General features: G+C 54.1%; 14 protein-coding genes. 11 read left to right on the top strand and 3 right to left on the bottom strand.

The genetic code is table 11. The features are described from left to right. Positions 1 to 10: 10 nt before the first annotated feature. Both ACTH5D_RS02670 and ACTH5D_RS02665 read right to left on the bottom strand, forming a co-directional pair. Positions 11 to 505 (bottom strand): tripartite tricarboxylate transporter TctB family protein, encoded by a 495-nt coding sequence (locus ACTH5D_RS02670; protein ID WP_441668120.1) that lies wholly within the window; start codon positions 503 to 505, stop codon positions 11 to 13. A 24-nt stretch (positions 506 to 529) separates the two neighbouring features. Next, complete coding sequence (locus ACTH5D_RS02665) at positions 530 to 1516, bottom strand: Bug family tripartite tricarboxylate transporter substrate binding protein (RefSeq protein WP_441668118.1); 987 nt, start codon at positions 1514 to 1516, stop codon at positions 530 to 532. A gap of 447 nt (positions 1517 to 1963) precedes the next feature. On the opposite strand from ACTH5D_RS02665, the gene ACTH5D_RS02660 reads away from it, so the two are divergent. The 6 genes from ACTH5D_RS02660 (at position 1964) to ACTH5D_RS02635 (ending at position 7450) form a co-directional block, all read left to right on the top strand. After that, on the top strand, positions 1964 to 2464 hold the full coding sequence (locus ACTH5D_RS02660) for a TRAP transporter small permease (protein WP_441668116.1): 501 nt from the start codon (positions 1964 to 1966) through the stop codon (positions 2462 to 2464). Further along, complete coding sequence (locus ACTH5D_RS02655) at positions 2461 to 3738, top strand: TRAP transporter large permease (RefSeq protein WP_441668114.1); 1278 nt, start codon at positions 2461 to 2463, stop codon at positions 3736 to 3738. Before ACTH5D_RS02660 ends, ACTH5D_RS02655 begins: the two co-directional genes overlap by 4 nt. Positions 3739 to 3800: 62 nt before the next feature. Next, complete coding sequence (locus tag ACTH5D_RS02650) at positions 3801 to 4814, top strand: DctP family TRAP transporter solute-binding subunit (protein ID WP_441668112.1); 1014 nt, start codon at positions 3801 to 3803, stop codon at positions 4812 to 4814. A 14-nt stretch (positions 4815 to 4828) separates the two neighbouring features. Continuing rightward, the gene (locus ACTH5D_RS02645; protein WP_441668110.1) at positions 4829 to 5533 is read left to right on the top strand and encodes an SDR family NAD(P)-dependent oxidoreductase; all 705 of its coding nucleotides are present in this window, start codon (positions 4829 to 4831) and stop codon (positions 5531 to 5533) included. Between the two features lie 49 nt (positions 5534 to 5582). Further along, on the top strand, positions 5583 to 6467 hold the full coding sequence (locus ACTH5D_RS02640; protein ID WP_441668108.1) for an isocitrate lyase/PEP mutase family protein: 885 nt from the start codon (positions 5583 to 5585) through the stop codon (positions 6465 to 6467). After that, the gene (locus tag ACTH5D_RS02635; protein ID WP_441668106.1) at positions 6464 to 7450 is read left to right on the top strand and encodes a C-terminal binding protein; all 987 of its coding nucleotides are present in this window, start codon (positions 6464 to 6466) and stop codon (positions 7448 to 7450) included. The genes ACTH5D_RS02640 and ACTH5D_RS02635 overlap by 4 nt, the downstream gene beginning before the upstream one ends. On the opposite strand, the gene ACTH5D_RS02630 is transcribed toward ACTH5D_RS02635, so the two are convergent. Continuing rightward, a complete protein-coding gene (locus ACTH5D_RS02630; protein WP_441668104.1) occupies positions 7440 to 8150 on the bottom strand; it encodes a GntR family transcriptional regulator in 711 nt (236 codons plus the stop codon). The genes ACTH5D_RS02635 and ACTH5D_RS02630 overlap by 11 nt on opposite strands. Before the next feature lie 107 nt (positions 8151 to 8257). Between ACTH5D_RS02630 and ACTH5D_RS02625 the strand changes: the two genes are divergently transcribed. The 5 genes from ACTH5D_RS02625 (at position 8258) to pcaF (ending at position 13531) form a co-directional block, all read left to right on the top strand. After that, positions 8258 to 9073 carry an SDR family NAD(P)-dependent oxidoreductase gene (locus ACTH5D_RS02625; protein ID WP_441668102.1) on the top strand — a complete coding sequence of 272 codons (816 nt, stop codon included), beginning with the start codon at positions 8258 to 8260 and terminating at the stop codon, positions 9071 to 9073. A gap of 135 nt (positions 9074 to 9208) precedes the next feature. Continuing rightward, entirely contained in the window at positions 9209 to 10537 is a 1329-nt protein-coding gene (locus ACTH5D_RS02620; RefSeq protein WP_441668100.1) for a class-II fumarase/aspartase family protein, read from the top strand. Between the two features lie 189 nt (positions 10538 to 10726). Then, positions 10727 to 11545: a CoA transferase subunit A gene (locus ACTH5D_RS02615; protein ID WP_441668098.1), complete on the top strand. Its 819-nt coding sequence runs from the start codon at positions 10727 to 10729 to the stop codon at positions 11543 to 11545. Next, positions 11545 to 12318 carry a CoA-transferase subunit beta gene (locus ACTH5D_RS02610; protein ID WP_441668096.1) on the top strand — a complete coding sequence of 258 codons (774 nt, stop codon included), beginning with the start codon at positions 11545 to 11547 and terminating at the stop codon, positions 12316 to 12318. The genes ACTH5D_RS02615 and ACTH5D_RS02610 overlap by 1 nt, the downstream gene beginning before the upstream one ends. Positions 12319 to 12328: 10 nt before the next feature. Beyond that, positions 12329 to 13531: a 3-oxoadipyl-CoA thiolase gene (gene pcaF, locus ACTH5D_RS02605; RefSeq protein WP_441668094.1), complete on the top strand. Its 1203-nt coding sequence runs from the start codon at positions 12329 to 12331 to the stop codon at positions 13529 to 13531. Positions 13532 to 13588 lie beyond the last annotated feature (57 nt).

Raw genomic sequence — 13588 nt, 5'->3', positions numbered from 1 at the left:
TACCTATCCCCTAGATAAAAGGTCCTGATGGAAGCGGAACGCGTAATTGATGCGAAAGTAAATAATAAACCAGCATCACAAAGGCCACGGCGCACCCAAGAATAAGTGGTTTACGATGCCCTTCTAGCCATAATAAAGTTGTGGCCAATACAACACCCCCTAACACAAAGCCAATTTCTTCAATCCAGAATGCGAACAGCATACTGCCTACTATGACGACTAAAGAGCTAAGGATTCGTTTTTTCTTTAACCACCCTTTATTTACGGTTAGTAAAGAAGTTTTTTTCCTTGCTTTGAAATATTTAATAGCTATTAAAACACCCCCCAAAAAAAAGCCACTACCAATGATGGTTGGGAAAGTAGAGGGGCCTACCATTTGGCCAGGCATGCCAGGAAAGGTGTTAGCATGAAAAATAATTAACAAGCCAGCAAGAATAAATACTGCCCCTAGTATTGCCTCATTGAGTCGCATGTTTTTATTACCTACAATGAAAAAAGGATACATTAAATTTAATGTATCCTTTTGATGTTATTTTACAATGCCCAAAGACTCTAAGGTTTCACCTATGCTGTGGTCAGAATTTTTCATAAACTCTAAGAAGTCTTCACCTGCCAGCCATAATGTTTCATAGCCCCGGTTTTCCATAAATTCTAAATAAGCAGGATCGTTCACCAAAGCACTTATACTCTCTTGTAGTGTTGCAATGATCGCCTCATCAACCCCGGCGGGTGCCACTAAACCGCGCCAAGAGCCAAAAGACCAAACCTCCCCCGTCGCCTCTTCGAGCGTAGGCAGTTCTGGTGCGGCCGGAGATCTTTCTGTATTAAGCAGCACGAGTGGCTTAATGAGACCGGCATCCATCAAGGCACGTGCCTCAGGCATTGAAGCGGCGGCAAAGTCGACTCCGCCTGCTGCAAGGTCTTGGAGACCAGGTGCGGCTCCTTCCGAGGGTACCCAGGCAACCTTATCGGCGGGTATCTCCGTCGCCAGTAGCATTCCTGCAGCCGCAATATGGTTCACGCCTCCCTGCGCCGACCCGCTGGCCTTTAGCTCACGGTGGCTGGATGAACGGATAGTACTTAATAAATCTTCAATACTTTCATAGTCGCTCCTTGAGGAGACAAAAATAGCGACAGGGTCGGCGTTGTAAAGTCCGATAGGTGAAAAGTCTTTATAGCTAATCTCTGTCAGGCCTTGATAATGCATGCCACCGATTTCTAGCGTGGCGACACCAATGGTGTAGCCATCGGCTTCTGCATTGGCGATGGCTAAGTGCCCTATAACGCCTGATCCACCGGTACGGTTAATGACCGGGATGGGAACACCAAGACTTTCTTCAAGTAAGACGGCAATCATGCGTGCCGTCGCATCCGTACCACCGCCCGCACCCCAAGGAACAATCAGATTGATCGGTTTATCAGGCCAACTATCAGCATGCAGAGGTGATGACGCAAGGATCATCAATGAGGCGAAGCTAAGTACTTTGCATAGGCGGCTTTTTTTTAAATGAGTCATCACGTGCTCTCACGTTGTTATTGAGTCTTGTTGTATGTAACACGCAACACTTCAGTTTAAAAGGCTATACACGTCAAGTATTAATACGATTTATCGTATTACCAAAAAGTATTGTTTGTATAGTAACAGCATGATTTTAATGATTAATTATATTTTTTAAAATTTTCAATGAGCAGTTCTGATCGATCAATCTGAAATGTATTGAATGTTACATACAATAAAAAAATGCTTTTTGGCAGATGACGACTCCCCCTTCCAAACCGAGGCGCGCATGCGTATATGCGCAGTGATCGCTCCTATCGTTTGACGAACTCTCTCTGCGGCTTCGTAAAATTTTTCCTTGACGGGATCCTCTCTTATTGTTGTATGTTGTATGTTAGATGTAACGTACTACAAAAAATAAAATAGGGTGCCCTAACGAGCACCTGTTTCGGATGTGGAGGAGCTATGTCCAAAGTCATTGGTCTGATTTTCCGCGCAGTCGACGCCGCGCTAGTGGTGCTACTCATCGGTATGACGGGAATGGTCTTTTTGAACATTGTGCTGCGCTACGGCTTTGGGTCAGGCATCGATGTCTCTAATGAGCTTTCACGCTTCTTCTTTGTTTGGCTGATTTTTTTGGGGGCTATTGCCGCGATGCATCGAAATATGCACATCGGCTTCGATTTAGCGGTAATGCTGGCGCCGCCACCATTGCGCAGAGTGATGTTGGGATTGGCCAATGGGCTGGTTGTTGCGGTATGTGGGCTGCTCATGATGGGAACGATTCAGCAGTTCAATATTAATGCCACTAATATCGCGCCAGTGACGCGCCTGCCGATGATTTGGGTTTTCGGTGCAGTGATTCCGATGTCCGGAGTGATCGGGCTGATTGCCGCTATTCGTATGATGGGCTATGCCACCGGACGTCTGACCGATTTGCCACGTGCCGGTGGGGGAGCACCATGATTCTAGGAATTTTCGTTGGAACCTTGGCCGCTACGCTCGCACTGGGCGTTCCCGTTGCTTTCGCGTTATTGATATGTGCCGCAATGATGGGGTTGGCGTTGGGGCTTTTTGATCCGCAAATCATTTCGCAGCAGTTAGTGCTGGGCGCCGATAACTTTTCACTGTTGGCGATCCCTTTCTTTTTGTTAGCCGGCGAGTTAATGAACGCAGGGGGAATGTCTAAACGGATCATCGCCTTCGCAATTGCTTTCGTGGGCCATTTTCGTGGTGGCTTAGGCATCGTGGCGATCTTTGCGGCCATCATTCTCGCCTCATTGTCGGGCTCCGCTGCTGCTGATACGGCGGCTTTAATCGCCATCATGCTGCCCATGATGCGCGCCTCCGGCCACAATGAGGCACGCTCTGTTGGGCTTTTGTCGGCAGGTGGCGTTATCGCACCGATTATCCCGCCCTCCATCGCCTACATCATCTTTGCGGTAGCAACGAACCTTTCGATTACACAGCTTTTCCTGGCGGGCATTGTGCCGGGCATCCTTATGGGCCTAGGTGCGATGGTGGCTTGGCTCATTGTGGCGCGACGCGACAATGTTGAACCATTGCCGCGTCAGGGCTGGGGTGTGCGTCTGCGCGAGACGCGCAAAGCCACCTGGTCGCTGGGCATGCCCGTCATCATCTTGGGTGGTATCCGGTTTGGCATTGTTACCCCCACTGAGGCGGCTGTGATCGCTGCCGTTTATGCCATCTTCGTCGGTATGGCCATTCACCGTGAGTTAAAGGTGAGCCAGCTATTTGAGGTCTTCCGTAATGCGGCACTTACCACCGCCGTGGTGATGCTGTTGGCCGCCGCGGCGCTGGCAACCGCTTGGTTTATCACCATTGCTGATTTATCGGGCCTAGTGCTGGAACTGGTGGGCCCTCTGGTGGAATCACCACGCTTGCTGCTGATTGTGATCATGATCGTCGTATTACTGGTCGGCACGATGTTGGACATGGGTCCAACGATTCTTATTTTGGCGCCTGTACTACTGCCGGTCGTCGTTGAGGCGGGGGTTAATCCCATTTACTTCGGTGTGATTTTTGTAGTCAACACCGCCATAGGCCTCGTTACACCTCCCGTCGGTATCGTACTCAGCGTTGCGTCGGGGGTGTCTGGCGTGCCGCTGCACCGGGTGGCGAAAGGGGCTGCGCCTTTCTTAATCGCGCAAGTCATCGTGCTGGCACTGCTAATCGCTTTTCCACAGATCGTGCTTTGGCCACTGGAGTGGCTGTCTTGATGACATCGCTAATACAACCCATAAACCCGCTAGCAAAAATAATCAATAAAGAGAGCACTATGATGAAAAAACTGATTTTTTTAGCCTCCACCGCACTGGCAAGCATGACGGTGCTAACACCTGCCATGGCACAAGAGTTCGGTAACCATACCTTCCGTGTATCCAACGGCGCGGCGCAAGACCACCCGGTGGCTACTGGCATTGAGGCTATGTCCTCTTGCTTGCAAGAAGGTTCGGGTGGGTCGATGAAACTGCGTGCCTTCTATTCAGGCCAGTTGGGTGATGATGCGCAAGCGACGCAGTCTGTGCGATCAGGCTCTATCGATATGGTGGTCGCTGGGGCTGATGCGTTGGCCGGGATTGAGCCAGCGATGGGCGTTTTTAGCCTACCCTTCCTGTTTGCTAACTTCGACGAAGTTGATCGTGTCATGACTGGTGCCTACGCCGATGATTTGAAAGAAAAAATGCTCGGGCATCAGCTAGTAATGCTATCCATTTGGGAAAATGGTTTCCGCCATGCCACCAACTCTGTACACCCCATCGAGAGCGTTGCAGATTTTGAGGGGCTAAATATCCGCGTGATTCAAAACCCTATCTATCTTGCGACCTTCCGCGCGCTGGGCGCCAATCCGGTGCCCATGTCTTTCGGGGAAGTCTTCACCGCGCTGGAAACAGGTGCGATCGATGGTATGGAGAATCCATTGTCGCTGATTCAGTCACAGCGTTTTTACGAAGTACAGGACTACGCCACGTTGACCCAGCACGCCTATTCGCCATTGCCGGTGTTGATCTCAGAACGTAAATGGAACGGTTTGAATGAGGCCGAGCAAACACTGATGCGTGACTGTGCTGTCTCTGCGCGTGAGCCGCAGGTTGTCCGCGCCCGTGAAGCCGTGGGCGAAGCCCGTGTTGCGTTGGAATCAGAAGGCATGGCGTTTACCGAGCTAAGTGATGACGCCATGGCCGAACTGCGCGATACCGTTGAGCTGGTGTATCAGTCCAGTCGTGACAGTTTGGGTGGTGACAATATTGACCAGTTAATGGAACAGCTGAATACGATTCGGTCAGGTAACTGATGCAGGAGAAAATGATGGTTCAACCCACTGTGCTCATTACAGGAGCTGCCGCAGGTATTGGTCGTGCTATTGCCAACCGACTTATTGCACGCGGCGCCAGAGTGTTGCTGTGGGATATATCTGCCATCGCTTTGCAGCAGGCTTGTGCCGAGTTAGGCGATGCGGCACGGGGAGAGGTCGTCGATATTGCGGACGCGGCGGCCATCGCCTCAGCCGACCTAGCAACATGGCGGCCCACGCACCTAGTGAATAATGCGGGAATTTTGGGCCAACATCGCGATTGGCTTGATCTGGATGCGAGCGAAATTGAACGCTTGTTACGCATCAACGTAACCGGACCGATGCTAGTGACAAAGGCCTTTCTAAACGCGCGGACTGCGGATGCGCCTGGTGCGATTGTCAACATGGCCTCCATTGCAGGCGAGAACGGTGGTGCACCTGGCTTCGCCACTTATGGTGCATCTAAAGGCGCGCTGTTGGCACTGACACGTGCCATGTCGCGTGACTTGGCCCCCGGCATCCGGGTCAATGCATTAGCGCCTGGCATCATTCAAACAGCTATGCAGACGGGCGCCCCAGGCGGTGCAGCGAGCGCCGAGGCAATACCGTTGGGGCGCCCTGGGAGTGCCGAAGAGGTGGCCGCCGCTGCGGAATGGCTGCTACTGGATGCCCCTTATGCCACTGGCGAGGTGCTGCGCATTGCCGGAGGGCGGCGCTAGCACACTGGCAGATTTATACCAGGATACTCTTACTAAAGAAGGTGCTCCAATGACTGAAAAAATGCCTACTAATCAGGCCGCTATCCTTAGATCCTTGATTGCCAAGGGCGAGATTGTCGCCGCACCTGGCGCTCCCGACTCGTTGTCGGCGCGCTTGATTGAGCGTGCCAGCTTTCCCGCTATCTATATGACGGGCTTTGGTGCTACCGCCAGCCGCCTGGGCATGCCCGATATTGGACTTTTAACCCAGACTGAGATGACCGAGCACGCCCGTAATATGGCACGTGCTGTCAATATCCCCATCATCGCCGATGCCGATACTGGCTATGGCGGGCCCAACAATATTTACCGCACCGTGCAGGAATACCTGCAAGCCAGCGTCGCCGCGATCCATCTTGAAGATCAAGAAGCGCCTAAGCGGTGCGGTCAGCGCGCGGGTGTCCGTTTAATGGATGCCGAAGCCAATGTGCGCCGCTTAAAAGGTGCCATCGCTGCACGCGGTCGCCAAGATATGCTGATCATTGGTCGCACTGATGCGATGCCTGCCGCCGGCGCCAAGGAGGCGATTCGCCGGGCGAAAATGTATCAGGATGCCGGTGTCGACCTGGTGTTTGTTGATGGCATTAAAACCATCGCTGAAATTGAGGCCGTCGCCAAATCTGTCGAAGGGCCTAAAGTCGTGTCGATCGTGGATGGTAACGAAACAGTCAAGCTGAACCAGGCGACACTGCAGGAAATGGGGTTCTCGGTCGTTTTCTATGCCGTCACCCTACTGTTTACCGCAAGCAAGGCCATGGAGAACGCGCTGGTACGCCTGCGCGAGGATGGCACCCCTGCGAATGTTGGTGATCAGCATAGCTACAGCCAGTTCACTGACATCGTCAATCAAGACTTCTTCAACACCTTTGATGACCAGCACGGAGCACGCTCATGAGCCCCAAGATTGTTGTTACCGATTTTGAATTTCCCGATTTAGTACCGGAACGAACAGTTATTGAAGCGGCAGGCTTTCAGTTAATCGAAGCGCAGTGCAAAACAGAAGCCGAAGCCATCGCGGCCTGCATTGATGCGGACGCCATCATTAACCAATACTGCCAATTAACGGCGGGAGTCATCGGCAAGCTAAAACGTTGCAAGGTTATCTCGCGTTACGGCATTGGGCTCAACACGATTGATGTACCACGAGCCACCGAGTCTGGAATTTATGTTGCCAACGTGCCAGACGGCTCATTAGAAGAAGTATCGGATCACGCCATTGCCCTCATGATGGCGCTAAAACGAGGGATTGGTGTTTATGATCGAGCCTTAAGGGCAGGTACATGGGACTACACCGTTGCTAAGCCACTGTCACGGCTACGCGGACAGACATTAGGCTTTCTTAGCTTTGGACAGATTGCTCAGCGTATGGCCCATAAGATGTCGAATTTTGGTCTCCAAATGATTGCGCATGACCCTTACGCTGATGCTGCCGTGGCGAAGTCAGCAGGTGTTGAGTTAGTAACCTACGACAGGTTAATTGCCGAATCCGATATTTTGTCGGTGCATGTGCCACTGACCGATGAAACCCAGCACATGATTTCGGACGAGCAGTTTGCAGCGATGAAGTCCACGGCATTAGTGTTAAACACTGCCCGAGGCCCCGTGGTGGACGAGGATGCACTGGTGCGCGCACTGAAAGGCGGCCAAATTGCAGGCGCAGGGCTTGATGTGTTTGAAGCCGAACCTATTGGTGCTAATCACCCGCTGTTATCGCTACCCAATGTGATTACTAGCCCGCATTGCGCTTGGTATTCAGAAGGGAGCGAGTTCGAAATTCGCTCAAAAACCGCGCAGAACGTTGTCGACGTATTGCAGGGGCGCGAGCCGACTTATCTTGCTAATCCGTCCGTCCGCGATGTTCTTCGCGTTAAAGCCTGACGGTGGAACGAGCTGGTGCGGCGTTATCATCCGTCTCGGATAGGCGTTCGACGGCAACGAGTTGAGTGCGGTGAACATGCGTTTTCAGCACTCTCTCAAACCGCGCCATGTCATGCTGCTTCAGAGCGTCGATAATGTCGCCATGCTCATCGTAGCTGGCCTCGCGACGCTCTTCTTTGGCAGCGGTCAATACGGTGCGGATTGTCGCTAAGCGTGCTTCGACTAGCGTATAGGCGTCCTGCACCAATGCGTTGGAACAGTGTTGGAAGAACGCTTTGTGGAAGGCAGTATCCAGTGCGGCATAGCGCCGGGTGTCACCGTTTTTATGAGCGCTGGCCATTTCATCGAACAGCCCATGAAGCGCTTGAATCAATGTCTCACCGCCGCCTCGCATCGCGAGGGTGCAGGCTTCACGCTCTAGCATTTCACGATATTCGCACAGCTCGCCTATGTCGACGATCGTAGGGTTGAAGACAAAGCTCCCCCGTTTGGGGCGGATCTCGACCAAACCTGTAAATTGCAGCGCATTTAAAGCATCGCGTACCGGCGAGCGGCTGACACCAAACGTTTCGGCGAGCGACTCTTCTGAGATTTTCTCACCCAAGGTGAACTCGCCAGACACGATAGCATCACGAATCCGCTCCATAACAAGCGTTGCCAAGGATTGGGGGCGCTGGATCTTAAGAGGTTTGGGAGCCATAGGTGTTCCGCACAGTGAAGGGTGACTGCATCTAGTATGTAAAGTACCACACACAGTAAATCTAAATATAGTTGTGCCGTTTTCGTTTCAACATAGGAGCATTTGATATGGACACTATGGACACTATGGACAACGCGCTTAATACAGAATTAAAAGGCTCGGTCGCCATCATTACGGGAGCAGGTGGTGGCATTGGCGAGGCACTGGCTTATGAGTTAGGTCGCTGCGGCGCACGCGTCGTACTAGGCGATCTAGCCCCCCCTGAGGCTTTAGCCGTTAAGCTTCGAGCGTGTGGGATTGACTGTCTCCCCTGTATGTTAGACGTGACCGATGCTGCTTCCATCGCAGCGGTCGTTGGGGGCGAGAACCGGGTTGATATTTTAGTCAATAATGCGGGGATTATGCAGCCCAAGATCGCCGACCATCACGAGCAAGATGCTTCTTTACTGCCTCAGATGTTGGATGTGCATGTAGGCGGTGCATCGCAGATGGCGGCGGCAGTGCTGCCAGGAATGAGTCAGCGCGGTAGTGGACGGATCATCAATATCGGCTCAGTCATTGGCCACGTGGGCCTACAGCGCCGTACGGCCTACTCAGTGGCGAAATCAGCGCTTGGAGGGCTAACGCGCGGCTTGGCGCTGGAATATGGCCGTCGCGGTATTACCGTCAACACCCTTTCGCCAGGTTATACACTGACGGAACCTCTGCGTCGCAAGATGGCGGCAGGCACGTTGAATTATGCCCTTTTTGCAGAACGCAGTGCGGTGGGCCGCTGGGCTGACCCTACCGAAATCGCTCGGGTTGTTAGGTTTCTAGCGGAACCAAGCTCGGGATTTATTACAGGGGCTGATTGGCTGGTGGATGGTGGTTACGCAATTAATGGTAATCCTGGTGAGCCACTTGGCCCGCAGATACAGCATTAACGCTGTGGAGAAGGGCCTTGAGTTTCCCCTAAGTGGCCTGCTACTGCGACTAACTTCGCATGGCGTTCGAATCGCGAACAACTGTTCGGTTTTGTTATGGCTAATTGATGCTACCACTATCGATGAGGTTTATTTATGCCTACCGCGCTCTTAAAACACCCTTTTATGAGTCAACACGCACTGAGTGAGTGCGATGATGAGGCCATGGTGCGCGCCATGCTGGCCTTTGAATTAGCCCTGGCGGAAGTGCAGGAAGCCAGTGGCGCCGTGCCGGAAGGGGCAAGCCAGCAGATGCGTATCCAGCTTGAACACGCGACGTTCGATACCGCCGCCATTGCTGAAGGGGTTGCCAGTGGCGGTAATGCCGCCATTCCGTTTGTTAAGCAGGGGCGCTCGCTATTATCTGATGAGCTTAAGCGCTACTGGCACCAGGGGGCGACCAGCCAGGACGTCATCGATTCTGCGCTAATGCTGCTGTTAACCCCGCGTTTGCGTGCGTTGGATGATTTGCTAGTGCGATGCCGCACGGCATCGCTGGCGCTCATGGATGCCCACATTACCACCCCGATGGTAGGGCGCACGTTAATGCAGCAGGCGCTACCCATCACTTTTGGTGTCAAAGTCTCCCACTGGGCGATAGGGCTTGAGCAAAGTCGCCGCCGGTTGGCTGACATCGAGTTGCCTGTTCAGTTTGGCGGTGCGGTGGGTGTCCATTCTGGGTGGGATGCCCAAGGGCTTGAATGGATGGATGCGTTAGCTGAACGGCTGGGTTTGGCTGCATCGGTTTTACCCTGGCATACCGACCGCTACCCGATTCATAACTTGGGCACAGCGTTAGACGCCGTTGCCGGGGCCGCCGAGAAAATAGCCCAGGACGTTGCCCTACTCACGCAAACGGAAGTAGGCGAAGTGGCCGAGCCTTCAGCACCTGGAATGGGGGAGTCGTCCTCCATGCCCCATAAGCGTAACCCGGTGCGTAGTGCGCTCATCCGCGGGGCGGCCAAGCAGGTTCATGGCCACATTGGCGTGTTATTGAACGCGGCTGCACAGCCACTTGAGCGGGGCCTGGGCGAGTGGCACGCCGAGTGGGCGCCGTTAATGGAAAGCGCTTTGCTGGTGGAAGGTGCGCTGGAGCAAGTGGCGGTGCTTCTGGAAGGGCTTGAGGTTTATCCCGATAACATGGAGCGCAACCTGGCGGCTACAGGCGGCGGCATCATGGCCGAGCCGGTGGCACGTCTGCTAACTCCTCATCTGGGTGCTGACGATGCCAAAGCGGTAAGTGCAGAAGCTGCCGAGATATCACGGCGAGATAAGCGATCTTACGCTGATGTGCTTGCCGACCATGCCAAGGTAAAAGACCAGGTCGACCAAGTTACGTTGAGAAAAGCATGTGACCCTGCTTTATACCTTGGTAGCAGCCAGCAGCAAGTGTTACGCGCCAAACACTGGCTCATTAAATCGTAAGCAACTGAAATAAAATAATTTTTTAATCAAGAGGCCAATCATGACGGCGATTGGCTGGGAAAATTTATCGCCTTTAGCCATTTGACCCACTTAGCGTTCGGCAGTAATTTGTTCGTATTACAAATCAATGTTCGTTTAACGAACAATAAGCATACACGTTCTGCAACGTTCAGCTAGGAGGCAACCCTAATGGCCGAGTTTCTCAGCTTGCATGACGCGGTGGCGCGCTATGTACAAGACGGCGCCACCGTCGCTATGGAAGGCTTTACCCATCTCATTCCTTTTGCCGCGGGTCATGAAGTGATCCGCCAGAAAAGGCGTGACCTGACACTGATCCGCATGACGCCGGATATCATTTACGATCAGCTGATCGGCGCGGGCTGTGCCAAGGAAGTCATCTTTTCCTGGGGCGGTAACCCCGGCGTTGGCTCATTGCACCGTCTGCGCGATGCGGTTGAGAAAGGTTGGCCGCATAAGGTTGAGATTCTTGAGCACAGCCACGCGGCCATGGCCTGCGCCTTTGAAGCGGGCGCGGCGGGGTTACCACTGGCGGTTTTTCGCGGCTACATTGGCAGCGAGCTGCCCAGCGTTAACGATCAAATTAAATTCATCGAGTGCCCGTTTACCGGCGAACGCTTAGCCGCCGTGCCCTCGGTGCGCCCGGATGTGTCCATCGTTCACGCTCAGCGCGCGGACCGCCAGGGCAACGTGCTGGTAGAAGGCATTGTCGGCGTACAGAAAGAAGCCGTACTCGCGGCGAAGCACAGTATCGTCACGGTGGAAGAGATCGTCGATGATCTGAACGCGCACCCCAATGCCTGTGTGATCCCAAGCTGGGCGATCAGCGCCGTTGCAGTGGCTGAGAAAGGCGCGCTGCCTTCCTACACTCACGGCTACTACGGCCGCAGCAACCGCTTCTATAAAGAGTGGGATGCTATCGCCCGTGATCGCGACACCTTCACGCAGTGGCTTGATGACAACGTCTTTAATGCAGGAGACCAAGCCTGATGAGTCTGGAATATACCTCTTCTGAGATGATGTCGGTGACCGCCGCGCGGGCGCTGGAAAACGGAATGACCTGTTTTGTGGGTATCGGCCTGCCTTCCGAAGCTGCCAACCTGGCGCGCCTTACCCATGCGCCGGACGTGGTCTTGATTTACGAATCCGGCACGCTGCAAACCAAGCCTGACATTCTGCCGCTCTCCATTGGCGACGGCGAACTGTGCGAATCAGCACTCACTACCGTGGCGGTGCCGGAAATGTTCCGCTACTGGCTGCAAGGCGGCAAAGTGAACGTGGGCTTTTTGGGTACCGCACAAATTGACCGCTTTGCTAATCTCAATACCACTCTGATTGGCGATTACAAGGCACCCAAGGTACGCCTACCCGGCGGTGGAGGGGCGCCGGAAATTGCCACCAACGCGGGTGAGGTATTTATTACCCTGAAGCACTCTCGGCGCGCCTTTGTAAAAGATGTCGACTTTGTTACCACGCTAGGCTTTGGCCGAGACGGCAAAGGGCGCGATAACGTGCCTAATATCGGTAAAGGCCCAACCCGGGTAATTACCGACTTATGCGTGATGAAGCCTGACCCCGACACCAAAGAGCTTGTCGTGGTATCGCTTCATCCCGGCGTTAATCGCGAGGACGTGATGGAGGCGACCGGCTGGGAAGTGCGATTTGCCGACCAGCTTGAGAACACCCCTGAGCCCAGCGAGAAAGAACTTGAGATCCTGCGCGAGCTGAAAGCCCGCACCGAACGCGCCCACACGGGCGAATAAGGAGTCGGTTATGACAAACGTTTATTTATGTCACCCACGACGTACCGCCGTAGGCCGCTTTGGCGGCACACTGGCAAGTGTGCGCCCGGACGATTTCGCCGCCACGATCTTCAAGGCAGTGCTGGCCGATGCGCCGGATCTCGATCCTGCCGCGATTGAAGAAGTGTTTATGGGCTGTGCCAACCAGGCCGGTGAAGATAACCGCAACGTCGCGCGCATGTCGTCGCTTCTGGCGGGTATCCCCACCTCGGTCCCCGGCACCACCATGAACCGCCTGTGTGGTTCCGGAATGGACGCGGTAGGCACGGCGTTTCGGGCGATTAAAGCTGGTGAAATGGAGCTGGCGCTGGCCGGCGGCGTGGAATCCATGTCGCGCGCGCCTTATGTGATGGGCAAAGCCGACAGCGCCTTCGCCCGCGGGCAGAAAATCGAAGACACCACCATCGGTTGGCGGTTTATCAATCCGCTAATGAAGAAAGCCTATGGGGTGGACTCCATGCCGGAAACGGCAGAGAACGTCGCCGAGCAGTTCAATATTTCCCGTGAAGATCAGGACATTTTTGCGCTGCGCTCCCAGCAGAAAGCCGTTGCCGCCCAAAAAGCCGGCCGGTTTGCCCAGGAAATCACCGCCATTGAGATCCCGCGCCGTAAGCAAGAGCCGCTGATCTTTGATCAAGATGAGCATCTGCGGGAAACCACGCTGGAAAAACTCGCGGCCTTGCCGACGCCTTTCCGCGATGGCGGTAGCATCACGGCAGGCAACGCCTCCGGCGTCAATGATGGCGCCGCGGCAATGCTGGTGGCCAGCGCGTCAGCGGTTAAACAGCACGGCCTGACACCCATGGCCAAGATTATCGGCATGGCAACAGCTGGCGTTGAACCGCGCATCATGGGCTATGGCCCGGTACCGGCAGTACAGAAGCTGCTTAAGCGCACCGGTATTTCGCTAGATGAGATCGATGTATTTGAGTTTAACGAAGCCTTTGCCGCCCAGGCGCTGGCCTGTATGCGCGATCTGGGTCTTGAAGATGACGACCCGCGGGTCAATCCCAACGGTGGGGCGATTGCCCTGGGGCATCCGCTGGGCATGTCCGGCGCGCGTCTTTTACTGACCGCCGCGCATGAGCTTCAAAACAGCGGTAAACGCTACGCGTTGTGCACCATGTGTGTGGGCGTGGGCCAGGGTATCGCTACGCTGATCGAGCGCGTTTAACGGAGGTAGCATGGCATTTCATACTATCAATGAGCGCAGCGTGGCTTACCGGCTGCT

This window comes from Halomonas sp. (assembly GCF_052095695.1).
GTDB lineage: Bacteria > Pseudomonadota > Gammaproteobacteria > Pseudomonadales > Halomonadaceae > Vreelandella.
The sequence above is the reverse complement of the archived record's forward strand: the minus strand, read 5'-3'. Positions and strand labels throughout refer to the sequence as shown.

Excerpts from the sequence above, each read along its gene's own strand:
- ACTH5D_RS02670 (WP_441668120.1), bottom strand. The coding sequence starts at position 505 with ATGTATCCTTTTTTCATTGTAGGTAATAAAAACATGCGACTCAATGAG.
- ACTH5D_RS02665 (WP_441668118.1), bottom strand. The coding sequence starts at position 1,516 with ATGACTCATTTAAAAAAAAGCCGCCTATGCAAAGTACTTAGCTTCGCC.
- ACTH5D_RS02660 (WP_441668116.1), top strand. The coding sequence starts at position 1,964 with ATGTCCAAAGTCATTGGTCTGATTTTCCGCGCAGTCGACGCCGCGCTA.
- ACTH5D_RS02655 (WP_441668114.1), top strand. The coding sequence starts at position 2,461 with ATGATTCTAGGAATTTTCGTTGGAACCTTGGCCGCTACGCTCGCACTG.
- ACTH5D_RS02650 (WP_441668112.1), top strand. The coding sequence starts at position 3,801 with ATGAAAAAACTGATTTTTTTAGCCTCCACCGCACTGGCAAGCATGACG.
- ACTH5D_RS02645 (WP_441668110.1), top strand. The coding sequence starts at position 4,829 with ATGGTTCAACCCACTGTGCTCATTACAGGAGCTGCCGCAGGTATTGGT.
- ACTH5D_RS02640 (WP_441668108.1), top strand. The coding sequence starts at position 5,583 with ATGACTGAAAAAATGCCTACTAATCAGGCCGCTATCCTTAGATCCTTG.
- ACTH5D_RS02635 (WP_441668106.1), top strand. The coding sequence starts at position 6,464 with ATGAGCCCCAAGATTGTTGTTACCGATTTTGAATTTCCCGATTTAGTA.
- ACTH5D_RS02630 (WP_441668104.1), bottom strand. The coding sequence starts at position 8,150 with ATGGCTCCCAAACCTCTTAAGATCCAGCGCCCCCAATCCTTGGCAACG.
- ACTH5D_RS02625 (WP_441668102.1), top strand. The coding sequence starts at position 8,258 with ATGGACACTATGGACACTATGGACAACGCGCTTAATACAGAATTAAAA.
- ACTH5D_RS02620 (WP_441668100.1), top strand. The coding sequence starts at position 9,209 with ATGCCTACCGCGCTCTTAAAACACCCTTTTATGAGTCAACACGCACTG.
- ACTH5D_RS02615 (WP_441668098.1), top strand. The coding sequence starts at position 10,727 with ATGGCCGAGTTTCTCAGCTTGCATGACGCGGTGGCGCGCTATGTACAA.
- ACTH5D_RS02610 (WP_441668096.1), top strand. The coding sequence starts at position 11,545 with ATGAGTCTGGAATATACCTCTTCTGAGATGATGTCGGTGACCGCCGCG.
- pcaF (WP_441668094.1), top strand. The coding sequence starts at position 12,329 with ATGACAAACGTTTATTTATGTCACCCACGACGTACCGCCGTAGGCCGC.